At 31.6% G+C, this 26,875-nt stretch carries 24 protein-coding genes; 1 reads left to right on the top strand and 23 read right to left on the bottom strand.

Annotated elements, in window-relative coordinates; translation table 11 throughout:
- Positions 1-7 precede the first annotated feature (7 nt).
- From AMQ68_RS09035 to AMQ68_RS09110, 16 genes are all read right to left on the bottom strand, one after another.
- Positions 8-1,102 carry a glycoside hydrolase family 99-like domain-containing protein gene (locus tag AMQ68_RS09035; protein ID WP_054510309.1) on the bottom strand — a complete coding sequence of 365 codons (1,095 nt, stop codon included), beginning with the start codon at positions 1,100-1,102 and terminating at the stop codon, positions 8-10.
- A complete protein-coding gene (locus AMQ68_RS09040) occupies positions 1,092-2,462 on the bottom strand; it encodes an O-antigen polymerase (protein WP_082384008.1) in 1,371 nt (456 codons plus the stop codon). The genes AMQ68_RS09035 and AMQ68_RS09040 overlap by 11 nt, the downstream gene beginning before the upstream one ends.
- 71 nt (positions 2,463-2,533) lie before the next feature.
- The gene (locus AMQ68_RS09045) at positions 2,534-3,172 is read right to left on the bottom strand and encodes a DapH/DapD/GlmU-related protein (RefSeq protein ID WP_054510311.1); all 639 of its coding nucleotides are present in this window, start codon (positions 3,170-3,172) and stop codon (positions 2,534-2,536) included.
- A 53-nt stretch (positions 3,173-3,225) separates the two neighbouring features.
- Complete coding sequence (locus tag AMQ68_RS09050) at positions 3,226-4,539, bottom strand: oligosaccharide flippase family protein (RefSeq protein ID WP_054510312.1); 1,314 nt, start codon at positions 4,537-4,539, stop codon at positions 3,226-3,228.
- Between the two features lie 133 nt (positions 4,540-4,672).
- Positions 4,673-7,045, bottom strand: coding sequence for a polysaccharide biosynthesis tyrosine autokinase (locus tag AMQ68_RS09055; protein ID WP_054510313.1), 2,373 nt, complete (start codon positions 7,043-7,045; stop codon positions 4,673-4,675).
- A gap of 21 nt (positions 7,046-7,066) precedes the next feature.
- Entirely contained in the window at positions 7,067-8,368 is a 1,302-nt protein-coding gene (locus tag AMQ68_RS09060; RefSeq protein WP_054510314.1) for a nucleotide sugar dehydrogenase, read from the bottom strand.
- Between the two features lie 68 nt (positions 8,369-8,436).
- The gene (locus AMQ68_RS09065) at positions 8,437-9,255 is read right to left on the bottom strand and encodes a polysaccharide biosynthesis/export family protein (protein WP_054510315.1); all 819 of its coding nucleotides are present in this window, start codon (positions 9,253-9,255) and stop codon (positions 8,437-8,439) included.
- 36 nt (positions 9,256-9,291) lie between these two features.
- Complete coding sequence (locus AMQ68_RS09070) at positions 9,292-11,220, bottom strand: nucleoside-diphosphate sugar epimerase/dehydratase (protein ID WP_054510316.1); 1,929 nt, start codon at positions 11,218-11,220, stop codon at positions 9,292-9,294.
- 128 nt (positions 11,221-11,348) lie between these two features.
- On the bottom strand, positions 11,349-12,437 hold the full coding sequence (locus tag AMQ68_RS09075) for a DegT/DnrJ/EryC1/StrS family aminotransferase (RefSeq protein ID WP_054510583.1): 1,089 nt from the start codon (positions 12,435-12,437) through the stop codon (positions 11,349-11,351).
- Positions 12,438-12,487: 50 nt separating this feature from the next.
- Entirely contained in the window at positions 12,488-12,946 is a 459-nt protein-coding gene (locus AMQ68_RS09080) for a regulatory protein RecX (RefSeq protein ID WP_054510317.1), read from the bottom strand.
- Positions 12,947-13,003: 57 nt separating this feature from the next.
- Entirely contained in the window at positions 13,004-14,269 is a 1,266-nt protein-coding gene (glyA, locus tag AMQ68_RS09085; RefSeq protein WP_054510318.1) for a serine hydroxymethyltransferase, read from the bottom strand.
- Positions 14,270-14,402: 133 nt separating this feature from the next.
- Complete coding sequence (gene arsB, locus AMQ68_RS09090) at positions 14,403-15,437, bottom strand: ACR3 family arsenite efflux transporter (protein WP_054510319.1); 1,035 nt, start codon at positions 15,435-15,437, stop codon at positions 14,403-14,405.
- Positions 15,427-16,047 carry a low molecular weight phosphatase family protein gene (locus tag AMQ68_RS09095; protein WP_054510320.1) on the bottom strand — a complete coding sequence of 207 codons (621 nt, stop codon included), beginning with the start codon at positions 16,045-16,047 and terminating at the stop codon, positions 15,427-15,429. Before AMQ68_RS09095 ends, arsB begins: the two co-directional genes overlap by 11 nt.
- Before the next feature lie 18 nt (positions 16,048-16,065).
- Positions 16,066-16,539: a DUF6428 family protein gene (locus tag AMQ68_RS09100; protein WP_054510321.1), complete on the bottom strand. Its 474-nt coding sequence runs from the start codon at positions 16,537-16,539 to the stop codon at positions 16,066-16,068.
- A 58-nt stretch (positions 16,540-16,597) separates the two neighbouring features.
- On the bottom strand, positions 16,598-16,924 hold the full coding sequence (locus tag AMQ68_RS09105; protein ID WP_054510322.1) for a helix-turn-helix transcriptional regulator: 327 nt from the start codon (positions 16,922-16,924) through the stop codon (positions 16,598-16,600).
- A gap of 125 nt (positions 16,925-17,049) precedes the next feature.
- Entirely contained in the window at positions 17,050-17,949 is a 900-nt protein-coding gene (locus AMQ68_RS09110) for an NAD(P)/FAD-dependent oxidoreductase (RefSeq protein WP_054510323.1), read from the bottom strand.
- Positions 17,950-18,092: 143 nt separating this feature from the next.
- On the opposite strand from AMQ68_RS09110, the gene AMQ68_RS09115 reads away from it, so the two are divergent.
- Positions 18,093-18,467 (top strand): Fur family transcriptional regulator, encoded by a 375-nt coding sequence (locus AMQ68_RS09115; RefSeq protein WP_054510324.1) that lies wholly within the window; start codon positions 18,093-18,095, stop codon positions 18,465-18,467.
- Here AMQ68_RS09115 and bla read toward each other — a convergent pair whose 3' ends face one another.
- The 7 genes from bla to AMQ68_RS09150 form a co-directional block, all read right to left on the bottom strand.
- The gene (gene bla / locus AMQ68_RS09120; protein WP_054510584.1) at positions 18,468-19,220 is read right to left on the bottom strand and encodes a subclass B1 metallo-beta-lactamase; all 753 of its coding nucleotides are present in this window, start codon (positions 19,218-19,220) and stop codon (positions 18,468-18,470) included.
- 489 nt (positions 19,221-19,709) lie between these two features.
- On the bottom strand, positions 19,710-20,276 hold the full coding sequence (locus AMQ68_RS09125; RefSeq protein WP_054510325.1) for a hypothetical protein: 567 nt from the start codon (positions 20,274-20,276) through the stop codon (positions 19,710-19,712).
- Between the two features lie 187 nt (positions 20,277-20,463).
- Positions 20,464-21,663, bottom strand: a complete 1,200-nt coding sequence (locus tag AMQ68_RS09130) for an efflux RND transporter periplasmic adaptor subunit (protein WP_054510326.1) — start codon at positions 21,661-21,663, stop codon at positions 20,464-20,466.
- Between the two features lie 16 nt (positions 21,664-21,679).
- Positions 21,680-23,104 carry a hypothetical protein gene (locus AMQ68_RS09135; protein ID WP_054510327.1) on the bottom strand — a complete coding sequence of 475 codons (1,425 nt, stop codon included), beginning with the start codon at positions 23,102-23,104 and terminating at the stop codon, positions 21,680-21,682.
- Between the two features lie 7 nt (positions 23,105-23,111).
- The gene (locus AMQ68_RS09140; RefSeq protein WP_054510328.1) at positions 23,112-24,383 is read right to left on the bottom strand and encodes an ABC transporter permease; all 1,272 of its coding nucleotides are present in this window, start codon (positions 24,381-24,383) and stop codon (positions 23,112-23,114) included.
- Between the two features lie 120 nt (positions 24,384-24,503).
- Positions 24,504-25,733 carry an ABC transporter permease gene (locus AMQ68_RS09145; RefSeq protein ID WP_054510585.1) on the bottom strand — a complete coding sequence of 410 codons (1,230 nt, stop codon included), beginning with the start codon at positions 25,731-25,733 and terminating at the stop codon, positions 24,504-24,506.
- A gap of 88 nt (positions 25,734-25,821) precedes the next feature.
- Positions 25,822-26,511 carry an ABC transporter ATP-binding protein gene (locus tag AMQ68_RS09150; RefSeq protein WP_054510329.1) on the bottom strand — a complete coding sequence of 230 codons (690 nt, stop codon included), beginning with the start codon at positions 26,509-26,511 and terminating at the stop codon, positions 25,822-25,824.
- Positions 26,512-26,875: the final 364 nt, after the last annotated feature.

Raw genomic sequence — 26,875 nt, forward strand, 5'->3', positions numbered from 1 at the left:
CAGTGTTCTATTGGTCGTTCAATATAACTTTTCTTAAAGCTTTAATATATCCTTTTCCAAAGCGACGATCAGGTTCCATATAATTTCCTTCTCCCCACTCATTCCAAGAAACTAAAAATAGAATCTTTTTATCTTCTTCTTTATTTTTTAAAAATTGAATTGCCTTTGAAACCTGATTGGCAAATAAACTAGGTGTTGATCCTGAAATTACAAATCCTTTACTACCAGATCTTGGACTATGATCATAATTTGGTATAATTGTAGGAATTGTATCCTCACCGTAATGCTGGTCTATATAAAGATTATCAGATAACCTTTCATAATCAATTCTTCTAGGAGAATTAAATAATTTAACTTTTAAAAACTGTAATGCTTTTACAAGATATGGCTGATTGACATAAGTTTTTAGATAATCTTGTAACCTATACATAGAATCAAAACCTAAGGCTTTTATCTCTTCTCTTGTCTCTCCTCTTTGTACCGCTACAAAATAAATTCCATCCAGCCCGTTTTCCAATGCAAGCTCGCGCCAAACATCAATTATTTCTTTTATCTTCTCTTTTTTGTTTATATCATAAATCACAAATAGAGGTTTTCCATCTACCTGAATATATCTTTTATCTTTAAATGCAGGTAATAAAGCATTCATAAAATGCTCTTCATAATCTTCTCTACCAAGATATTTTTGCTCAATCAATAACTTATCTCCACTTCCGGAAGGATCCCAAAGTTTCTGATACCAGTTATGATTGGCCCAACCAAAGCAAAAAGGAAAATCAGGATCACCAGACGCCAAAACTTCATTTATAGGTCTCTCTAAAAGTCTCTTCCCATCTCCAAACCAATAATGCCAATAACAAAACCCTTCAACCCCAGCTTCCTCCGCCATTTCAGCTTGTAACTTTCGAGTTTCCGCAACCCTTAAATCATAAAACCCTAAATCAGCAGGGATATTGGGTTGATGATGTCCTTTAAATAGAGGTTTTGCATTAGCAACACTATTCCATTCTGTAAAACCAGGACCCCACCATTCATTATTTTCAGGGACAGGGTGAAATTGCGGAAGATAGAAAGCTATAACACGAGCTTTTTTATTTTTCATTATTTATAAATTTGATTCTAAAAGTTGTTATTCTATATACAAATATTGCAGCAAAAAGAAACCCAAACATATAGGCCACGGAACTCAGTAAATCACCTCTCAAAATGAAAAAGAGAAATCCTAATGAAATTGCATACAATACGGAAAAAAAATCACCAGTTGTTGTTCTTTTTGTCCCCCAATAAATTTTATCTACTAATGCAGTTTGATATGCTAAAAATATCAAAAATAATATAATTCCTAAATATCCAAAGTTTACATATCCTTCTGCAAAATAATTGGCAGCAACGTTACTAAAAAAGAAATTCATTTTTTCTGCAGTGAAAGCTCCTGTTCCCATAGGTTTATCTGGCCAAACAGATCTGGGCACCCAAAATAGGAATACTCCTAATAATTGTCTTCCATAGGTGATAATGTCATTTGAAAGCAATAAAGCAAAGTTTTGATAAGTATCGAAATGTGGTTCAGTAAACATTTTAAAATCCAATTTAAATTTCTCTTCATCAGGATTCCCAAAATTTCTGAAAATATTTAAAAAAGGAAAAAGAAATAGTAGTCCTCCAATAAAAATAAGTGAAAACACATTTTTTTTCCTTACAAAGGAAATCAATACTAACATCACAGGAATATACATAGCCGCTGCTGCAAAACGTGGCACTGCAGCAGGAAAACATGTGATAAGAGCTAAAAGCCCTAATACCGTAAAAACGAACTTATTTTTCTCCTTAGAAATAGCATAATAAAGAAAGCACATGATGGAAATTGGTCGTATAAAATTGTTTACGATAAGCCATTTTGTAGGACTCTCATCTATCTCTACATTTTTCATTGCATCAGCCACCAATTCGCCACCACGAACAAGCATAGGGAAAATATTGAAGTTATTGGATGCAAATACTAATAAAAAGGATAATGAAGACAAGCCTATTAAAATAAGAGAATTAAGAAAATTTATTTTATCTGTTACCTTAAAACTATTAAGCTTTTTTTCTATTCTTGGTACTTTTATTGTTTTTCTGAAAATTCCGTATACAATTTTATACAAAATAAGTATACATATTATCAGGATATTCAGAAAAAAAAATTCCTCTTCACGAAGTGGCCTATAATACCAAAATTTAGAATTATCAAATAATTGTAATAATGGCGCTACACCAAAAAAGAAAAGTGAAAATAGATAAAACATTTTCTCCAAAGAATAGGGTTCATTTTCTCTTGAAAAAATATTATAAATAGATATGATTTGAATAATACAGCTGGTAAAAAATACCTTGTTTGAAAAATACACTGAATCACTTCCCGCAAAAAACATTGCAGTAATACAAAGTACTGATATGAAAATCCATAACAATCGATTCATGTTTCTAAATATTATATTTTTGTTGGATATTACTACTATTATTACAAATCTTTAAAATCATTCTTTAACATTTATATCATTCTTATTATACGTGCTGGGTTACCAGCAGCGATACAATTAGCCGGAATATCTTTAGTTAATACACTATTAGAACCAATTATACAGTTTTCTCCAATTTTTACTCCTGGTAATATTGTTACTTTATCAGCAATCCACACATTATCCGCTATATAAACAGTACCTTTTGAAAATAATTTTCTTTTGGCAGGGATAGTATCCAATTCTTCTCTATTCATAAAGCCATGCGAATTATCGCTAATTGTAACATATTTTCCAGTTAATACATTCTTACCAATATATATATTATTTATACTCGTAATGTGAAACCCTTCCCCAAGGATAGCACCTTCATCTATAATAATTTCAGGAAAATAAATATCTCCATTATATTCATTCCATGCAGCAAGCGTTCCATTCGCAGCTAATGTAACATTATCTTTTATAGTTATAGCCTTAAATCCTATTATCTTACTGGAATAATGAATAAATACATTTTCTCCAAAATATTTAAAATATCGAGATAGACTTCCAGTATGAAGAATGCCCAACATTGCATCTTTATTTTCATAAAAACTTAATGGAAAAAATATACTTAACACTGCCCCTATTTTAAATAATATTTTTTTTAAAAATTTAGATGCTTTATTCATATCATTACCTTTAATTTAACAACCCTATACTTAGATCGGATTTCTAGATTCAATTAAATACTTTTAGTCTTCATAATGCTAATTAAATTAGTTTTCATCATTTTAGGACTAAAGTGCTTCCAATTTATTATATTAATTTTTAATCTCTTAAGAAAGAAAAAACACACAATAATTATCATAATATCAATAAAGATAATATTCCACGCTGCACCATAATAACCAAAGTATTTACTTAAATAAAAATTTAAGATCACCCCAATTACATTACATAATAAATTAATTCTAAAATACAGCTTATCAAAATGATAATTGAGTAAGACCTGTACACCTAATAAATTACATAGTCCAATAGTTAAAGGAGCAAATGATATAATCTCCAAAATTTTAATCGACTCATTGAACTTGTTTCCAAAAATCAGTGTAATTAAAAAAGGAGAAAATACAAGCAAGCAAAAAGAGGTGAAAAAGTAAAAATATATTATAATGGGAACAATTTTCTTCACTATATCATTTCCTACTTCTGTTGACTTTGAGAATGCATTTGATATAAAAGGATAAATTGCTGTTGATATAGGAATGAAAAGAACATTTACAACAACAAACAAGAAATTAATACTCGTCGTAAAATATCCTATCTCCTTTGTTGTTACAAAAAACCCTAAAATAATTGTATTTGTAGTAGCACGAAATGCTCCTAAAACATTGGATATAAATATAAACCTATCAATAAATATTAAATTGAACAGTCCATTCAGTGGTTGTTTAGTTAATTTTAAAGAAAACTTTTTCTTTGCATATATCAGCAAACCAATATTTATGATAACATTAAAAATGGTAGCAAATAATGGAATAAAAAAATAATCTTGTTTTGTCTTTACAAACAGAAAAATGAGAATCATATTAATAAATCCTCTAATCACATTTATTTTAGAAAAAAGTTTTAAATCCTGAAAACTTTGATATATAAATTGTGGCGAAAAAACTGAAGAAAGTAAACCTATAAATAAAATAATACTTACCAAATAATCTTTGTGAAAAACTTTACCAAAGAAGAGAGATATTATAAATAGTAAACAAGAAATAAGATACAAAATACATCTAGAATATAATATTTCAGAAAATGCCTTGCTAACCAATTCTTTATCCTGAATATTTCTAGAAATTATTTTAGTGCCTGATAAATCAAAGCTATATAAAATAAATAATGTAAAATATCCTATAAAAGCAGTACTATAATTTAAAACACCATAACCTTCAGGACCAATAATTCTCGATACATAAGGCATCGTAATTAAAGGAAAAGCAACATTTGCTATTTGACTTATTCCTAAAGAAAAAATATTTTCAAATACTTTATTTTTAAACATTGAAATTTTGTTTAATATATTTAAGCTTTATATTCTCAATTGATATTATATTTAAATAATAATAATAATAATAACCTTTATATTTTTTCACAAAGGTTATTTTCTATATATAAATATTTATTATAAAGTAATATTATCTATTTAAAAATTTTTCCCACCATTTTTTTTCTTCCGCATGGTATCCATAACCATACTTATTTCCATAACCTAAATGGTTTTTGTTAACATCATTCAGTACAAAACCTACATTCCTAATTTTACCAGAGTCTATGCTATTATTCGCAAACTCTATTAATGCTTTTTCTGTATAGTTAGATCTAGAAACATAAAGTGTAACATCTGCCATTTCAGCAAAAAGGAAGGTATCTGTAACCAACATTAATGGAGCTGTATCTAAAATAATGTAATCATATTTAGTTTTTAATTCATCTATAAGCGTTTCATATCTGCCATTCGTAAAAAGCTCAGTAGGATTTGGAGGTATAGTTCCTGAATATATTACATCTAAATTTGGATTGATGAAATTAGAAACATGTACAATATCATCGATATTTGTTTTATTCTCATGTAGATATTCAGTAAGTCCTATTAATCCTTTTTTCGAAGGATTATATCTTTGTAGCTGAGGATTTCGTATATCCGAACCAATGATAATTACTTTCTTACTTGGCGTAGCAAGAGTTAAAGCAAGATTTACAGAAACAAATGTTTTTCCTTCACCCTTCACAGTGGAAGTTACAAATACTACTTGTGCTTCTTTTTTCTTTACCAACATAAAATTCATGTTAGTAATCAATATTCTAAATGCTTCTGCCATAGGAGTGATATCATTAGCCTTAACAAGTTCATCCTGGCCTTTTTCTAAGCTTGGCACCTCTCCAATAACAGATCTATCATTTAACAGGTCTTCAAGATCATGTTTAGATTTTACTTTATTATTAAATAATTCTTTAAAATAAATAACAATAAAAGGAATAATTAACCCCAATAACAATCCTCCTAAAAGGAACACCTGTTTACGCGGTGCAATTGGCTCAGGATAAATGTAAGCATAATCTACTATTCTAGCCTTATTTGCCGTTACCGCTAAGGAAATAGCAGTTTCTTCTCTTTTTTGAAGTAATAATAAGTATAAACTTTCTTTTATCTGCTGCTGTCTCTCAATACTTCTGAACTTTTTCTCTTGTGCAGGTACTTTTAGAATTTTAGAATTGATATTGCTTTGTTCACCTTCATATTGTTGTTTAGTTAACTGAATACCCGTTCTATTTTTGATTAAACTTTCCATTACAGATCCTTTCAAGGAAGTAATCTGTTTAGTAAGATCAATAACTACGGGGTTCTGTGCCGTAGCATTTTCTAATAATCTATTTCTTTCTAAAACCAATTGGTTATACGCAGAGATGTTAGACATTGCACTAGAATTCTCTAATCCAACATTACTTGGCAATATCTGAGAGTCATTTTGTTTACCAATAAAATTGATAAGCGTATTAGTTAATTCTAATTGAGATTCTAATTCTAATTCTTTTACTCTTGCATGTGCAGAAGACTCAAGGTTCAATTTGGCTTCAGCTTCAATATCTGTAATTTTATTAGCACTTTTGAAAGTTTCTTTTTCATTTTCTACTTGTCCTAACTCATTGGATATAATATTTATTCTGTCATCAATAAAATCTTTTGTTTTTTTAGATTCAGAATTTTTATCATTAATAGCTTCATTGTTATATACCTGTACTAAATTATTCAGAATATCCTTTGCCTTATCAGTACTTGGATAATTTAATGATAATCCTATAACCGTTGCATCTTTATTTACCAACGATACATCTAAGGTAGCCTGCCACTTGTTTACTGTTTTTTCTAAGGTAGAATATGTAAAATAAATTTCATCTAATTCTCCTGCTTTATTTTTATTAAACTGGGGATTTTTTTGAATTATTAAATTAGCATAAGGAAGATTAATTGTTTTATTAAAACTTGTTTTAATATCATTATGCAATTCTTCTGAACTTAAAGTAATATTATCTCCTGATATTTTTACTGAAATAGGCTTAGAAGGAGAGTCTGTAAATGGTTTTTCATTAATCGTATGAATAATAATAGGAGAAGTATCCTTATAAAGTTCTTTTGTATTAAAGTTTGATTTTGAATAAATTGAATTTTGCAGTTCTAATTTTTGAACTACATCATGCATCATTTTTTTAGATTTGAAAATTTCTATTTCATTTTCAATACTATTTGTTCCCATACCTCCTAAACCAGAAAGATCTTGCAATACGCCAAACTCTCCACTAGCAGAAGATGAAGGTGAGGTTTTTGCATCTTTGATTAGTACCGAAGATTGGATTTTATAGACAGGAGTCACCTGTCTTATGTAAAAATAAACTACAACTAAAGATATAATGGGTACAATGATAAACCATATCCAATACCTTACATAAGGTTTTAGAATATCGCTAATATTTATTTCCTTTTCCCTGCCTTCAATAATCGAATTATTCATTATTTAATTTTAAACTTTATATTATAACCTTGCATCAACTAATTTCCTATCTATACAAGATTTGGTATCAAAAACGACTGCATTCTCATTTTTTAATCCTTGAATGTCTATTTTAAGAAACTCATTATGTGCAACTGCAATTATTATCGAATCATACTTTTTGTTGTCTTCTAAATTTTCCAAGATATTTATTCCGTATTCATTCTCTACCTCTGCTTTATTTACCCAAGGATCATAAATATCGACATTTATTCCATAATCTTTTAATTCTGTATAAATATCAACAACCTTTGTATTTCTTACATCTGGACAGTTTTCTTTAAATGTTACACCTAATATTAATGCTTCAGAATTTTTGATTACACCACCTTTTGCTATAAGTAATTTGACAACTTTTGAAGCTATGAATTTTGCTATAGAATCATTTACTCTTCTACCTGATAAAATAACATCTGGATGATATCCTAGTTGTTCAGCTTTATGAGATAAATAATAGGGATCAACCGAAATACAATGCCCCCCAACCAATCCTGGTTTATATTTTAAAAAATTATATTTTGTACCTGCAGCTTCAAGAACGTCACTTGTATCTATTCCAATTCTGTCGAAAATCAATGCTAGTTCATTTACGAAAGATATATTAACATCTCTTTGAGCATTTTCAATCGCCTTTGAGGCTTCTGCTACTTTAATACTTGGTGCTTTGTGAGTACCAGCGGTAATAATTTTATCGTACAATTGATCAACTTCTTCAGCTATTTCTGGTGTAGATCCTGAAGTAACTTTTTTAATCGATGTTAGCGTATTTACTTTATCTCCAGGGTTGATTCTTTCAGGAGAATATCCAACAAAGAAATCCAGATTATAAACTAATCCAGAATATTTTTCTAAAATAGGAACACATTCTTCTTCTGTACAACCAGGAAACACAGTAGATTCATAGATTATAATATCTCCTTTTTTAATAATCTCTGCCAACATCTTTGAGGCAGAAGTAAGCGGTCCTAAATCTGGTGCATTATACTTATCTATAGGTGTTGGAACTGTTATTATGAAAATATTACATCCAGATATTTCAATAAGCTTAGAAGTTGCTTTATATCCTATACTGCCATGAGATTCTTTATACCTACTCAAGGATACATTCAGTTTGTCTAAATCAGCTTCTAAAGTGCTATCTTCACAATTATTCAACTCTTCAACACGCTCTGTATTAATATCATATCCTAAAACTGAATAATACATAGCAAACTCTAAAGACAAAGGTAGGCCCACATAACCTTGACCAATAATGGCTATTTTATATAATTTATTTTCATTCATTTCAATAGTCAATATCGCTTTTATAAATACAATTTCAAAAAGATAATGAGATAATTATTCATTCAATCTTATTTCTTGATTAAACTAATAACAAGTGCTGCGGCTGTTAAAGCGATTGAAGCGGCTGTTAGATAAATTCCTGTATTGGGATTTTGCTTAGATGAAACATCTTTTGCTTTATTAGCCGCAATAATAATTGCATCTCCTTGCTTTAAGTGATAAAAAGGAGAGTTTATAAGATTAGCATCATGCAAATTAATTTTTCCATGAGTTACAACTCCATTCTCAGTTCTTATTACTAAAACATCATCTCTTTTACCATACATCGTTAAATCTCCTGCCATCCCCAATGCATTTAATATCGTTCCTTGGCCATTAGATATTATATAATCTCCTTGCTTGTTTACCTCCCCTAATACTGTAATTTTAAAATTAGCAAGTCTTACATTTATTGTAGGGTTGATAACGTATTGCGATACTTTTGATCTAATTAATTCTTTAAATTCAGGAAGGGTCTTATCTTTTGTGTTAAGTTTTCCTAATACTGGGAAATCTATATTCCCTTCGTAATCTACTATATAAGTAGGTCCGGAAACACTTAAAGACCCTTGATTAGGAGTATTTCCACCTGCACTTGCATTAGTTTGAATTACTTCAGACGAAGAATAGTTCTGGTTAAATGGCTTTACGACATCCATATCTTTAGCAGTTATAAGAATAACCAACTGATCTCCATTTTGAATCGTAGAACTGGAGTTTTTTGCAGATGACTCAATTGCAACATTTTCTATATTTTGCATATAATTCAGATCATTCTTTGCATCTTGCTTAACTCTGCAAGAAACTAATGCCAACGCACAAAATATAGTTAAAATTTTTCCCTTCATATTTTAAAAATTGTACAAATATACATTTATATTTTTCTATTTATCTAATACCTCATAGACAGAATTATTACTTCTAAACTCGGGTACTATTATTTTTAGCATTTTAACCACATCTACCTTATCTCTTCTTAAAGAAGCTTTCGTGATTAAATTAACTAATGATTCAATATCTGAGAATTCCATTGTTGGATCCTTAGATATCATAATTTTTTCATTGTGAGTAGGAAGCGTTTTTGCATTATCGCTTAGTAGCTCTTCATACAATTTTTCACCAGGCCTTAATCCCGTATAAATTATTTTTATATCAATTTCTGGCTCAAAACCTGATAATTTTATCATTCTTTTGGCTAAATCTAATATTTTAACAGGTTCTCCCATATCAAATACAAAAATTTCGCCTCCTTGCCCCATTGTTCCGGCTTGCAATACCAATTCACATGCCTCAGGAATCGTCATAAAATACCTTACGATATCAGGATGTGTAATGGTAACAGGCCCTCCTGCTTCAATTTGTCTTTTAAAATGAGGAATAACAGAACCATTAGACCCTAAAACATTTCCAAACCTTGTTGTAATAAATTTTGTAACATTTCCTTCAACATTTTGTAATGACTGTACAAATAATTCAGATGCTCTTTTAGAAGCTCCCATCACATTCGTAGGATTAACAGCTTTATCGGTAGATACCATAACAAACCTGTTCACTTTGTATTTGCTTGATAACGTTGAAACATTTTTTGATCCTAAAATATTAACCAGAATAGCTTCATGAGGATTCTCTTCAACTAAAGGAACATGTTTATAAGCCGCAGCATGATAAACCATTGAGAAGTTATACATTTGAAACAATGGTTCAATCCTATGTCTATTAGAAACATCAGCTAAAACAAATTTGAATCTGATATGAGGGAATTTTTCCTTCATTTCTAACTCTATATCATAGAGCGGGGTTTCAGCTTGGTCTAAAACAACGATTAAAGAAGGATTAAATTGTGCTACTTGCCTTACAATTTCACTACCAATAGAGCCAGCGCCACCCGTTACTAATACATTTTTATCATAATGTCTACTCTTAACCTCTTCATTTTCTATTTTTATAGGCCTTCTATTAAGTAAATCCTCAATTTGAAGATTTTTGATAGAAACCCCAAGATCATTATCTCTTAATTTTTGCACCGATGGTGCTTTAAAAATATTTAAATCTTTTTCTAAAAATAAATTCACCCAAGAGTTCATTTCGTCTTTAGACATCATTTCTTTAACGATAATCACACCGTCTATAATAAGATCTTCTTTTGAATTCTCCTCAATCTTTTTCTTTTCAAAAATAGGTTTTCCTAATAAGGATGCTCTTTTAGAATCTGTTCTTTGCGTAAGAAATCCTACTACTTGATAGGGTAAACTAGGATTATCTAAAATAGCTCTAGCGATAGCAATAGACTGCTCATCAATCCCTAGCACCAAAATTCTTTTCTTTAAAGCACTTCTTCTATATTCTCTAACAATATGAAAAAATTCTTTAACATATAATCTAAAGAGAAAAAGTCCCATAAAGGAGATGATGAAATAAAGAATTAGATAAGGAGTAAGTATGAATTTTTCGCCAGTAGTCCAGAAATAAACAATATTGATCACACCCACCACGAACATTGTACAAAAGCACGAGATCAGTAATTTAAATAGATCTATAAATGTAGAATGTCTTATAATCCCTGCATAGGTCTTAAAAACATACATGAATATGACGTTCACTCCAATAATAGAAAGGAAAACAATGCTTTCATTATCGTGATAAATAAATTCTTTTACACTGATTTTTTCAATAATATAAGTAGAAAGAAATAAAGATATAACCAGAATAATAATATCTATTACAAGTATTATCCATCTGGGAAGATATCTTACATCTGAGAGATTGACAACATTATCTCCTCCAAATATTTTGTTCCTAAGAGAATTGTACATTGTCGTTATTTGTGTTCATATTTAATAAGGTGCAAAACCTGATATTCATTAGTGATAATTTACAAGTATTCTTGCAAAATTAAAGAAAATTTCATCTATACTTACTATTTAAAAAATAAATTTAGTTTTTAAAGTTTATTTAAAACGTCAGCAATTCTATTTTTGCAATCATCAGTAAGGTTAGTTCCTGATGGCAAACATAAACCTTTCGCAAAAATTGTACCAGAAAAATCATTCCCGAAAAATTTACATGTATTATATAAAGGCTGTAAATGCATTGGGTTCCATAAACATCTGGTTTCTATATTATTTTGTAAAAAAAAATCTTTCAAACCTTCTTTTGATAAAATATCATTCTCTATCAAAACTGTATTCAACCAATAGTTAGAATAAAAATCTTCGTTGGGAGCTGAAAATAGATCCATCCCTTCTTTATCTTTAAATATTTGTTGATAAAAGTCATGATTTTTCCGTCTTTCTTTAATTCTATTTTCTAGGACTTCCATCTGTCCTCGGCCTATTCCAGCGGAAATATTGCTCATTCTATAATTGTATCCAACTTCAGAATGACTATAATAATCTTTATTATCCTTGGCTTGTGTAGCCAAAAAAAGTGCTTTATTTTTGTCAATTTCCTTTCTTGAAACCAAAATTCCACCTCCAGAAGTTGTAACAATTTTATTTCCGTTAAAACTAATTATTGAGAGATCTCCAAATGTTCCGCAAGGTTGATTTTTATATTTACTTCCTAAAGCTTCCGCACTATCTTCGATAATAGGAATTTCATATTTTCTGGATATTTCAAGAATTTCATCTACCATAAAAGGCATTCCATACAAAGAAACAGTAATAATTGCTTTAGGCTTTTTACCCTTACTAAGACAATACTTAACGGCATCCTCCAATGCGTTGGGACATATATTCCAAGTTGAACTTTCACTGTCAACAAAAACAGGAATTGCTTTCAAATATAAAATAGGATTGGCAGATGCTACAAAAGTAAAAGATTGGCAGATTACAAAATCGCCTTCTTCTACATTTAATAGGCTTAACGCTAAATGAATAGCTGCAGTCCCCGAAGACAAAGCAGTAACAAACGAGTTGTTTCCAAGATAATTTTCGAGGCTTTTTTCAAACTCATCAATGTTGGAACCATATTGTGAAACCCAATTGGTCTCAAATGCTTCCTGTATGTACTTTAACTCGTTCCCTCCCATGTGTGGAGGCGAAAGCCAAATTTTTTCTTCTTTCAACCTTTATTTTATGTTTACTCAAAAATATCATTTATTTTTTCATATTCAAAGCCTTTACCCATCAAATATTTAATAGTTTTTGATTTCCTTTGGTATTCCTTTATTCCCAGTTGTTTAGAATAATAATCTTCAAACATTTTTTTTAATGTTTTTTCGTAGTCTGGCTCATAAATCTCATCAAAACACCTATTCATTAGTTTTTCTGAGATTTGCTTCTGTTTCAGATTAATTTTGATCTTATTTCTCCCCCAATGCTTTATATAAAACTTACCTCGAATGTAACTTCGGGTAAATCTTTCTTCATTTAAATAATTTTCTTTTAAAAGATAAAGAATAATCTCGTCTTTAGCTTCATCAATCAACATAAATTCCCGCATTTTCTGCTCTACTTCTGCATGACAACGATCCTGATAAACACAATAGTTTACCAGTTTCAGCTTAATCTCATCAAAAGTGAAAGTTTTCTTTTCCATAGCTATAAAAAAAGAATGAGCATAAGCCCATTCTTTATATTTTAAGTTCGATAAATGTTAGTAATTAAACAACGCTTTACCTTCCATTAATTCATTAACTTTTTTTCTTACAGAAGTAAGAACCTCTTCATTTTTAATATTATCAACCACCTCAGAGATTAATTCTGAAATTGTTTCCATATCGTTTTCTTTCAATCCTCTTGTTGTGATCGCAGCAGTTCCCAATCTGATTCCAGAAGTTGTGAATGGCGACTTATCATCAAAAGGAACCATATTTTTATTACAAGTAATATCAGCTTTTACAAGAGCCTTTTCAGTTTCTTTACCATTTACCCCTTTATTTCTAAGGTCTACCAACATTAAGTGATTGTCTGTTCCTCCACTTACGATATCAAAACCTCTGCTTACCATTGCTTTTGCTAGCGCCTGAGCATTAGATTTTACTTGTTTAGCATACGTTTCAAACTGAACATCCAAAGCTTCACCGAAAGCAATAGCTTTACCAGCGATAACATGCTCTAATGGACCTCCTTGAATTCCTGGAAAAACAGCTCCATCCAATACTTGGCTCATCATTTTAGTTTCTCCTTTTGGAGTTTTGTGACCGTATGTATTTTCAAAATCTTTACCCATCATGATCATTCCTCCTCTTGGACCTCTTAACGTCTTGTGAGTAGTTGTTGTTACCACGTGACAATGTGCGAATGGAGAATTTAATAATCCTTTTGCAACCAATCCTGCAGGGTGAGCAATATCTGCCCAAAGAGTAGCTCCGATCTCATCTGCAACTTCTCTGAATTTAGCATAATCTAAATCTCTTGAATACGCAGAGAAACCAGCGATCAACATTTTTGGTCTTTCTCTTAAAGCAACTTCTCTCATTTGATCATAATCAATCAAACCAGTTTCCTGCTGAACTCCGTAAGAAACTACGTTATATTGAATTCCTGAGAAATTAACTGCAGAACCGTGAGTAAGGTGACCTCCCATTGAAAGATCCATTCCCATGATTTTGTCTCCAGGTTTCAAAACTGCCAAGTAAATTGCTGCATTAGCCTGAGAACCAGAATGCGGCTGAACATTTACATAATCAACTCCGAAAAGCTCTTTCGCTCTATCGATTGCCAATGTTTCAACCTCATCTACTACTTCACATCCTCCGTAATATCTTTTACCCGGGTATCCTTCTGCATATTTATTAGTCAATACGCTTCCCATTGCTTTCATTACATTTTCAGAAACAAAGTTTTCTGATGCAATCAACTCTAATCCATGGGATTGTCTTTGTCTTTCTTTTTCAATAAGGTCGAAAATAATGTCCATTTACTTTTAGATTTTGAAATTTTTCACCCCAAATATACGGATTTTTAGACAAGATTTTATCATTCAGGATTATGATTTTTGGACTAAAATTTTTATTATTATTCATTGATTTACTCAACATTCGTTTCAAATTTCATATTAGTTTATACCTTTCTTTAAGATATAGACTGGCTTTTACCAATAAAATTAAGACAGGAACTTCGACCAAAGGACCAATGACCCCGACAAAAGCTTGAGCCGAATGAATTCCGAAAACTGCAATACTAACCGCAATTGCCAACTCAAAATTATTTCCTGTTGCGGTAAAAGCTATTGAAACATTTTTATCGTAAGGAACTTTCAAAAATTTGTTGATAAAGAAGCTAATGAAAAACATCAATACAAAATAAATCATCAATGGGATAGCAACTTTTACAACGTCCATTGGTAATTCTATAATCTTATCGCCTTTTAAACTAAACATCAACACAATGGTAAATAGTAACGCATATAAGGTAATGGGTGAAATTGTAGGAATGAATTTTCGGTTATACCACTCTTTTCCTTTTGATTTAGTGAGAAAATAACGCGTTAAAAAGCCGGCTAAGAAAGGAATTCCTAAGTAAATCAGCACACTTTCTGTTACTTCCCCAATCGAAACAGAAACATTAAAATTGCCTAACCCTAATTTCTGTGGAAGTATATTAATGAATAGCCAAACTAAAAAACTGTAGGATATGATTTGAAAAATACTATTTAAAGCAATCAACAAAGCGGCGTACTCTCTGTTTCCTTTTGCCAGATCATTCCAAACAATTACCATCGCAATACATCTTGCCAAACCTATTAAAATCAAACCTATCATAAAATCAGGTTCATTTCTAAGGAAAATAACTGCAAGGGCAAACATTAAAACAGGGCCGACAATCCAGTTCAAGAATAAAGAAATTGAGATGACTTTTTTATCTTTAAAAACCTTTGGCAGTAAAGTATAATCTACTTTTGCTAACGGAGGATACATCATTAAAATCAACCCAATCGCTAAAGGTATATTGGTTGTGCCTGCAGAAAGTGAGTTCGTAACCACCGCAATGGCAGGAAAAAAATACCCCAATCCTACTCCAATCAGCATTGCCAGAAAAATCCAAAGAGTTAGATATCTATCAAGAAATTTTAATTCAGTTTTCATTTTTACTTATTTTAGAAAAAACATAAAACATTTCAGCCGCTATCTGCAGACTTCTTTCTTCGTATATTTCATTTTGCTCAGAAGTGTTATCTGCTATTTTTGGATCTTCGAATGTAATAGGAATACGTTTTTCTGCTCCCGGAATAAAAGGACAATCTCCATCTGCTTGTGAACACGTCATAATTGCAGCAAAATCACTAACCGGATTAAAAACATCATCATATTTTTTAGAAAACCCAACAATAAGTAAAGCGTTTTCAGCATATTTTATGGCATAAACCGGATTTTCATTTTCACTTAATTTCCAACTCTCAAAGCCTGCATTTGCCAATGTTTCTATGACTTTAGGAAATAAAGCCGTCGCTTCCGTTCCTCCGGAATAGCAGTTTACATTCAGAATGTTAAAATGCACCGATGCTGTTTGTGCCCAAATCTGCGCAAGATGGCTTCTGCGTGAATTGTGAGTACAAATAAAATTGATGTTAATCGCTTTCTGATACCTTACCTTTTCCTGTATAAAATCGATCAATGGTTGTAAGATAATTTTTCTTTCTGCATTGATTTCTTTAGTAAGAATTACTTCTATATATTTTGATAAATTAGCATTCATATCCGTTATTTTAAAAGATTAGCAACATCCTGAATCTGGGGTACAACAAGAATCTTTATCACTTTTCAATTCGCTCAGATTTATTTTTTGTTTTTCCTGAGGAATTCCGCAAGCCTCCTGTGCTAAACAAGCGGTTACTTTATTTTTAAGGATAAAATTCTTTCCATTAAAATCAAGATCATACTTTCCAATGGTTGTGTCTTGGTATTCCACTTCGATTTCAAAATTTCCGATGCCTAGTTTTTCTTCTGAAAGCGTAATGATATGCAAAAGCTTTCCTGGTTTCAGACGATGTTCAAAATCATCAGCATCCCAAAGTTGAAAATTCACTCTTTCTTCTTTTCTCATGGTACCGCCGCAATCTATAAAGTTTTTGGTCACCATTCCGATTTCTGTGACATGGAAATGTTCAGGGACAAACTTTCCATTCTCTAATTGAAATTCTACGTTTTCTAATGATGGTAGAATATTTTTAATCTGTTCTAAAGTCATTTTTATGTATTTTAAATTGTTAAATTGCAATATTACGATAAACTTGGTCAAATTTTTTTTAACAGCAGTTTTGCTTTTTCACCGTGGAAATAATATTCGAGAAATAGGTATTCAAAACTTCGAAAGCTTTATCATCAATACAATAGCAAATTTTGTTTCCTTCAATATTACCTTTAATTAATCCCGCATTTTTAAGCTCTTTTAAATGTTGAGAAACTGTTGGTTGGGCAAGTGGTAGCTCATTAACAATATCTCCACAGATACATTCATTCACTTTCAATAAATATTCTATGATTGCTATTCTGGCAGGATGTCCCAAAGCTTTTGCAATGGTAGCGATCTGGTTTTGTTGTTCGGTAAAAAAATCTGTTTTAGTAGCACCCATTTTTTGTGGCTTATTTTATATCGCAATATTACGATAATAAATAAAACCAACAAATATTTTTTCAACTTTTAACAAAAAAAAATCCTTGCTGAAAGTACAACAAGGATTAAAAAAATATAATATAATTAAAAATGTTCATCTACTAATTCTTTATTCACCATAGCTCCCGCGAAGTTTCCTTGAGCAATCGCAGTGGCAACAGAGCGCATCATCGTTACATTATCTCCGCAAGCATAAATACCATACATAGTTGTTTTTTGGAAAGGATCAACTTTAATAAAGCCCTGTTCGGTCATTTCACAACCGAGATCCTCTGATACGTTAATATTCTGCTGAAATGGGATCTTTGCATATAATGCTTTTAGTGAAAACTCTTGTCTATTCTTGAAAAGTAATTTTTGAATGTGTCCGTTTTCATGGATTATTTCTTCAATTTCGTTTTCATTGACGTTGATGCTTTTCTCTTTTAGCTTTTGAGTCTGCTCTTCACTTAAGCTTGATTTCCCATTGGTAAATATGGTTAAAGCTTTTGTCCAGTTCAGGATCATTTTTGAAAATTCAAAAGCCATATCTCCGTTGGCAAGAATTCCTGTGATTTCATTTTTCACTTCATATCCATGACAATACGGACAATGTAAAACGGAAATTGCCCAACATTCAGAAAACCCTGGAATATTGGGTTGGATATCTTTTATGCCTGTAGCAATAATGAGTTTTTTAGCCGTAAATTTTTCACCTTGTTCAGTTTCAACTTCAAAACCAAGATCTAGTTTATTAGTTTTCAACACTACTCCATCATGAAATTTTACCGTATCGTATTTTTCAACTTGTTCTCTCGCAATCGTCCTTATTTCTTTTGGAGTTTTACCATCCTGAGTCAGAAAATTATGGGAATGCGGAGTTTGTCTATTGCAAGGTTTTCCACTGTCAATGATCAAAATGTTTCTCAAAGATCTGCCTAAAGTCATTCCTGCTGAAAGTCCGGAATAGCTGCCTCCAATAATTATTACATCAAAGTTTTTCATATTGCTTATTGCTTATTGCTTATTGCTTATTGCTTATTGCTTATTGCTTATTGCTTATTGCTTATTGCTTATTGCTTATTGCAAATGTAAAACAAATTTTCATTAATGCGACTTAATCGCAATAATATTTTATATATTTGTAAATGCTTAAGAGAAATACAAAAACAAAACAGCTGATCCTGGATTCTTTAAAGAATTCAAAATCAGCGGTTAGTCAGGATATTTTATTAAAAGAATTGGGAGATGAAGTAGACAGAGCTACTATTTACAGAGTTTTAAACAGTTTCTGTGATGATGGAATTGTGCATAAAATTTTAAGCGACGATGGAAAATATTATTTTGCTTTCTGCGTCAACTGTTCAGAAAAATCACATCAACATAATCATTTTCATTTCAGATGTTTAAGCTGTGGAAAAATAGAATGTATTCCCAATGAAATTGAGGTAAAATTACCGGCAGGCTATCAATCTGTCAACTTTAACGGATTTATTTCAGGCTATTGTGCAGATTGTTCGTAATTAATTATTTTTGAACAAAGTAATGGTATAATCCAACAGTTCTTTACCACCTATTTCTCCATGTCCGGGAATGACGGTTTTTACATTTGGATATGCTTTTTTAACCTTCTCAACCGTTGCTGCCCAAGCTTGAACATTGGCATCACCAAGATAACCTTTTGAAGCATTTATTTCTTTAATTAAGCATCCTCCAAACATGGCATTTTCATTAGGAAAATAACCAACTACATTGTCTTTTGTGTGTCCTTCTCCAAAGAATGTAGCATATACTTTCTGCTTTCCAACCTGTAAAGTCAAACTATTATCAAACCCATGATCAGGAATATTAGAGCCATTTATTTTGGCTAATTCAATCGTTTTATTGCTTGCATAAGAAGGAATATTATTCTTTTCAAACACCTTTAAACCTCCTAGACAGTCAATGTGAAAATGAGTGGCAATAACAGCGTCTATCTTGCAATGTAACTTATCTTTAATCCAGCTAATTAATTCTGTCGAGCTTTTATCATCGGTCGGAGTATCAAAAATAATAGTTTCATTACCGTCTTTTACAATCATTCCGTTGCATTCTACTTTCCCAAAAGAATCGGTATTTAAAAATGAGATATGCTGATAAACATTTTTAGATAATTGCTTAATGATTAAATCATCCGATTTAAAAAGTACTTTCGGTACTTTAAAGCTATTCTGGGCGTTACAAAACATCGTAAACATCACTAAAAATAAAAGCAGAATTTTAGATATTGGCTTCATAGGTTTAATACTTTTCATTCCAGCTAAAATAGAATATTAATCATCTGTATTGAAATTTCAAATGGTTAATTAAGTGTTAATGCTTATTCTGTATCTGTCCATTTGTCTTGAAACAAACGGACCAAAAATTGCCTTCGAAAAGTCGGCGAATGCTATTTCAAGACTGGAATCTTCCGCTAAAAATGATTTCTGCTCACTAAAAATTCTAAAACTTGCGCAATAACAACATTAGTTCTTCGAATCTATATTAAGGTCGCGCTTCAAACATTAGAATTTTTTTAACGCTAACAAAACTCATTTTCTTAATGCTACAGCTTCCTAGGTCGATAAGATCAGTCTCGCTTACCCAACTGTGCGTAAAATTAAATATAAAGTATTCAACTGAAGAAATTTTACTTCAAGCTTCCAGATATTCTCTTTGATAAAAAATTAATTAGCTTTTATGAAATTTCAAATAATCATTACATATTAAGCCTGTTCTTTACTTATTTAATTCAAGTCAAATTTTTGAAATTTAATTTCGTTCTTAACATTCAATATCCTTTCATTCCAATAGTTAATTCTTTCCATCTTATCAGGATATTCTGTTTCAGTTTTGTTTTGATAATATACAATAGAGTCCTCATATTCTTTCAAAACTTTCTGTAAGTATACTTCATAATCTTTTGGATTTTGAGGAATGTAACCTATCCCATCACAACCACAACTAAGAAAACATTTCCCTAATTTAAAAAGCCCTTCTACAATTTTCCATTCTTTAATTGCGGTTTTCTTTGGAGCCTTGAAATCAAGCCCTAAATCAGCCATTGCTGCTCTACATTCAGGACATTTTCTATCTCTATTTTCTATTTCGCTTACTAGTTCGGCTAATTTATTCCTTTCTAATTTTGTAAAAACCTGCCCTACTTTTTGTATAGATTTTCCGTTAAGCTCATGATATACCTTATCTTTTTTTATTCGCAACAAAATATCATCTGAGTGCGCTTGTTTAAATGATTTTCTGCATTCAAAACAAACGTAATGAGATTTATATGTTTTTCTGGCATATCGACACATGTCTTATATTTTTATGAATAGTTCAAAATTATAAAATCGGTTTCAATAAAACTTTCTCAATTAAAATTAATTATCTTTTATTAAATGAAATGTAGAGATTCCTTCATTCCTCGGAATGACAGCTTTTATAAAAATAAAAAGTCCCGAAAAAATCGGGACTTCAGATAAAATATATCTCGTTAGTTTATTATTTCTTGTTTTTCTTTTCTTTAAGCTCTTCTTTATCTTTATCAGAAGGGTTCCAAACTTTTACTTCAGAATTCTTATCAATTCCTGAAAGAATCTGAACATTGATTCCATCACTAGCTCCCAAGTTTACATATACTTTTTTGAATGTTCCATTAGCTTGTTTAACCTCAACAAAAGGAACGTCTTTACCATTTTTCTTTTCATACTGAACCAATGATTCGTCCAATAATAAAGCATTTTTCTGAGAACTTAGAACGATTTCTCCGTTCGCAGAGAATCCTGCTCTGATGTAGTCATTATTAGGATTCTGAACATCACCTTCAACTGGGAACTTGATCGTTCCGTTGTTGTCTTTTCCTTTTGGAGCAATCATTGTCAGTTTTCCAGGGAATGTTTTGTTCTGTAAAGCTCCGATTACGATTTTCATATCCATTCCTTGCTTTAACTTTCCAGCCTGAGCTTCATCTATTTCTCCTTGGAAGATCAAAGCACTAAGGTCTGCAATAGAACAAATCGTTGTTCCGGCATTAAATGAGTTGGCTTCAATCACCTGACTTCCCACTTTCACAGGAACTTCAAGCACCGTCCCTGCAGCTTTAGAACGAATCTGAGTTGTTGCAAAACCTTGTAGCTCCGGAGTAGCTCCTGTTTTTACAATCTGTAATCTTTTCTGAGCCGTTACCAATTGTTGGTTGGCATTTTTAAGATTCTGCTGTTGCGTATATAATTGCTGCTGAGAATTCAAATATTCCTGCTTAGAAATAACGCCTTGTTTAAACAACCTCTCCTGCATTGAAAACTGCTTTTGCATATTCTCAACATTCATTTTAGAGTTGCTGATTTGAAGTTGAGAATTTTGAACCTCCTGCTGCGCATTATTCACATCGCTCACACTCGGAATAATTCTTACGGTAGCAATTAATTGCCCTGCAGTTACTTTATCTCCTTCATCTACCAAAATCTTATCAATGATCCCTGCAATATTCGGTTTGATTTCAATTTCTTCTTTTGGAACAATTTTTCCTGTGGCCATTACTTTATCATCCATATTCTGAATGGAAGGTTTACGGGTAAGGAAAGTCTCACTTTCTTTAGAATTGGATTTTACAAGGTAACCAATCCCTGAGAATAATGCCACTGCAAATAAAAGCCCCAAAAATATATAAATGGCTTTTTTCCAAGTGAATTTCTTTTTCATATATCTAGTTTATTTTTTAATATTGAATTAATTTATCTTTATCTAATTGTTTATGCTTTTCAAGCTTATCAAATGCCTGATCTAAATCTTCCGGTTTATTAATAAAAAGAATAACAATCATTCTGTTTTTAGCATCAAAAAAACTTATGTTATTGATCTTATTATCGTATTTTATTTTCTGGATTTCAGGAAATACGTTCTTCAATTGTTCCAGATTTTCTTTTTGGTCTTTATCTAATAATATGATAAAAGAAGAATCATCTTCCAATAATCTATGACTTTGTGAAACATCCTTCAGCGGGCTTGAAACATGCACACTATTGGCACTAAAATATTTAAAAAAACTATCAAAAATATCATTCCCATCTAACTGATCCGCATATAGGTTCAATGTATTAAAATTAGGACCATATTCATAAATTGAGTTTGGAAATGTCTGCTCGAAACTTTTAATTATTTCATCAACAAAATTCTTATCAATCGTTTTATTCTGTTCTAAATATTTTTCTGTTAAAGGATAAATTGCTTTTGCAAAAAGATTAATGGTAGATTTACTATACCATTCGCCTTTATCTAACTTCCCTTTATTTAAAATTTTATATCCATACCCATTTCCTAATGCTGTAGCCATTGCTTCATTAAAATAGGAGTAAGCCAGTTTTGAGTATCGCGATTTATTTTCTATAAAATATTTTTCTAATTCTGCCTGAACTTCTTTACTCTGCTCATTGTATAAAATATGGCACATCTCGTGTAAAGTTACCCCCAAAGTCCCAATCGTATCATTTGAATCTGTCATACTTCCTACACACAAGGCATTCCCGTGAGGTGTAGCAGTGGTATTTCCCTTTTTTCCAGGGATTGGATATAAGGTAACATAAAACGGCACCTGCACATCCCAAGATGACTTATAAAAATGATTAAACTTTAAAAATAGCTCTGAGCTAACATCATTGTATTTCTTAAGTTCATTGATCTGTTTTTTAATTTTAGCTTCACTTTCATTCCATACAAACTGTCTGAAATACGGCTGTGCTTTTTTCAATGAATTATAAATTTTCATTTGCTCATTGATTGGCAAAATCCCTGTTATTCTTTCATTAAAATCTTCAAGATCTTTAGACTTTAAAGTTGTTACCACAAGCAATGTCAAATAACTTTTTCTATAATTCCGTCCTGCAGGATAATCTTGTCTTGAGATACTTTCATTATAATCAATAGACTTGAAATCCTGAACCAACTTTTGAAAATCTTTATTATCCGCTAACTTCTCAGTAATAAATTTCCTGTAGGTTGATGAAGTTCCCGGCATTTTTGCTGTGGTCTCCATAAAATTAAAAAGACTATATACTTCACTTTCTTTAAAGATAAAAAACTCTTTGCGCTGTCCTGAAACAGAGCCAAAAAAGAAAATTATTATAATTAAAAAAAGTCTTTTCATCTTTAAATTACTCTGATCTTAATGCTTCAATAGGTCTAATTTTTACTGCTCTCTGCGCAGGAATCATCCCAATAATTAATCCTAAGATTACCATTACTGCCATCGCCCCAAATACGTTTCCGTAATTTACCGTTGGATTATAGAATGGAAAATCATCCTGACCCTGAGTAGCCATATTTAAAATAATTAAAACAAAAATTCCGAATATAAAACCAAGTATTCCCGAAGACAGCGTAATAACAACACTTTCAAGCAAGATCTGATTTCTTACCTCAGAAGGTTTAGCGCCTAAAGCTCTTCTGATTCCGATCTCTTTTGTTCGTTCTTTTACTGTAATTAATAGGATATTTGATATAGCAATTACCCCTGCAAGAATGGTTAAAGAACCTACTATAATTGTCAACAACTGCATTCCGGTTAAGAAACCTGTCAGTTTTTTAAATTCTTTTCCAAGATTGAAACTACCAAAAGCATTGGTATCTTCCGGTGATACTTTATTTTTAGCTTTTAAAGCCAGTTTCACTTTCTCCTCCACTTCATTTACATTGGCGTTAGGCTTGCTGACAATCGCAAACATATCAATCTTATCTCCCGCATTATACATTTTAGTATACGTAGAAAGAGGGATAAAAACAGTTTGATCATTTTCAAATCCGCCTCCTTTTTTCACTCTGAAAACTCCAATTACATTGAAGAATATCCCTTTAACATTGATTGATTTTCCAATAGGGTTTTCATTCTTTTTAGCATCGAAAAAGTTTTTATAAACCTCTTCTCCAATCACTACAACATTTTTATTTCCCGATACGTCTGCATCATTAATATATCTTCCGAAAATCAGTTTTTTCTCAGAGATCTTATTTCCTATCGGATAATCTCCGGTAAGAGAATAGGTTGCATTTTTACCGTTTCTGGACATTGCTTCTCCCGGTGTTCCTGTAAAACTTCCTCTCGCATTCTGTGGAGAGATATAATCAATTTCCGAGATTTTATTTTTAAGCATCTGGATATCCGGAAGGTTAAGATCTACTTCTCTTCCTTTCGGGAAACCTTCATAAGGAATGTTTGTTTTTTGTGCCCAAAGGAAAATAGAATTCGTTGCAAATCCTGAAAATACTTTATCAAAGCCATTCTCCATTCCTTTTGCTGCTCCCAGCAGACTCACATATAAAAACATCCCCCATCCCACACCAATCATGGTAAGGAATGTTCGAAGCTTATTATTCTTCAATGAATAATAAATTTCCTGCCAAGTATCCTTTTTAAATAAGATGTTCATTTTTATTAATGATGAGTTTTATGTTATAAATGATATGATGAAAGTAAATCGTTAATTGCAATTCTTTATTAATTATTACAGCGATGCATTTTCAAATTATATCATTATCAAATTTTCAAATTATTCTGTTCTTAATGCTTCAATTGGTCTGATTCTCGAAGCTCTGTACGCAGGCACAAATCCGGCAATTAATCCTGAAAGAACAAGAGCAATAAATGCCATCAAGATCGTACCCCAACCTACACTTGGGCTTTTTATAAAATATTCTTCAAGACTGTCACCGATTAAATGTAAAGCCAATACACCGACACCTACTCCCACAAATCCTGAAACTACGGTGATCACCACACTTTCCTGAACAATCAAAGCAACAATACTTCTGGGTTTTGCCCCAATCGCTTTTCTTACTCCGATTTCTTTGGTTCTTTCTTTTACGATGTACACCATGATGTTACTGATTCCAATAATTCCGGCTAGCAAAGTTCCCAATCCGATAAATGTTACAATAGCGGTAATTACGGCCATAAACATAAAAGTCTCATTCATGTTCTTTGCATTATTCCGTACACGAACTCCATTTTCGTCATCCGGGGAAACATTTTTTCTTGCCTTTAATCTATCCTGTAATTCATCACCATATTTTATAGCTTCCTGAGGAGATAATTTATCATTGTAGGCAATAAATACTGTACTCACTGTATCTGAGCCCTTTTTCATTTGCTGCAACGTAGTAATAGGAACCGAGATATGTCTTTCATCCCAGTCGCCCCCGTCATCAGAGAATACCCCGATTACTTTAAACATGGTTCCATTAATATTCAGGTCTTTTCCTACCGGACTTCCATTTTTAATTAAATCTCTCTGAACCATTCTCCCGATTACCGCTACATTTTGTTTTCTGGCTAAATCTGCAGAATTAAGATAACGGCCTTCAAGCATTTTACGGTTTTCGATATATTTTTCTTCGGCGTCTGTTCCGTTCACCTGGTAAGTTCCACTCTCTTTACCGTATTTCACCAATAAACTTGATTGATATCTTGGGCTCGCTTCTCCTACTTTTTCTTTATCTGCATTAACAAGAAAATCATAATCATCATTATTCATTGTCACCAATCTATCCGACTGCAGCCCTTTATAAGCAAGAGTAGTTTTCCCTGTAAAAATAGTAATCAGATTCTGAGCATCTCTTGCAAAACCCTCTGTAAAAGCATTTTGCAATCCTGAACCAATTCCGAAAAGAACAATGAAGATAAATAAACCCAAAGCCACGGTAAATCCCGAAAGCACTGTTCGCAATATATTACTGCGAATAGAACTGAATATTTCCTGCCAACGATCTAAGTCAAACATATATTTTTTGGTTTGAAGCGGGAAGATTGAAGTTTTCAAACTTTCCGCACATTTATTTTTATTTAATTTTTAGAACTCCAGCCTCCTTCTAAAGAACAATCTGATTTATAAATTCATCGCTTTCAATGATTCCATCTTTTAAAATGACATTCCTTTTTGTTTGTGCTGCAACATCTGGTTCGTGGGTTACCACAATGATAGTTTTTCCTTCATTATTAATATCCTGAAGAAGTTTCATAATATCATGGGTCGTCTTAGAATCCAATGCTCCCGTAGGCTCATCCGCCAAAACAATTTTAGGATTAGTGATTAAAGCTCTAGCAATCGCAACTCTTTGTTTCTGCCCTCCGGAAAGTTCATTAGGAAGGTGGTTTGCCCATTGTGCAAGACCTACTTTCTCCAAATATTCCATCGCTTTCTTGTCACGCTCTTTTCTCGGCACATTTTGATAATATAAAGGAAGAGCCACATTATCCAAAGCCGTCTTATATCCTATTAAATTAAAAGACTGGAAAATAAAACCAAGAAACTTACTTCTATATTCTGCCGCTTTTATTTCTGATAAATGTTCGATCGGAACCCCATCCAGTTCATAAGTCCCCGAATCTTTTTCATCCAGAATACCAATAATATTAAGGAGGGTAGATTTCCCGGAACCGGAACTTCCCATAATAGAAACAAACTCGCCCTCGGAGATATTAAGATTAATACCCTTGAGAACGTGCAACTTGCTTTTTCCTGTATCGTATGACTTATGTAAATCCTGAATTACTAACATTAAGTGATGTATGTTTTATATCCTAATAAGTAGAAGTAATTTTCGATTTGTTACAAGAATAAAAATTTATTCAAATTAAATAGTGTTTAATCTTTTTCTACTTTATTCATAGATATTTACAATAAAGTGTTTAACTGTAATTGCCCAATTTTATTTATTTTTGCCTCATAAGTGGGTGTAAGTCAGTATCAGAGCAAGTTTCATGTAAATGTGGAAAACTTTTAAGGTTAAAAGTCAGCCAATTAGTATTTACCTCTTTTAAAATCAGTTCTTTTTTTCGACCTTTGTGCTTCGCACGTAACAAGAGATAACTGTTTCATTGATGTGAATAACTTTGAAATATAAGTTTCAAATAATCAGAACG

Origin of the sequence: Chryseobacterium sp. ERMR1:04, assembly GCF_001297705.1 — a bacterium.
Lineage (GTDB): Bacteria > Bacteroidota > Bacteroidia > Flavobacteriales > Weeksellaceae > Chryseobacterium.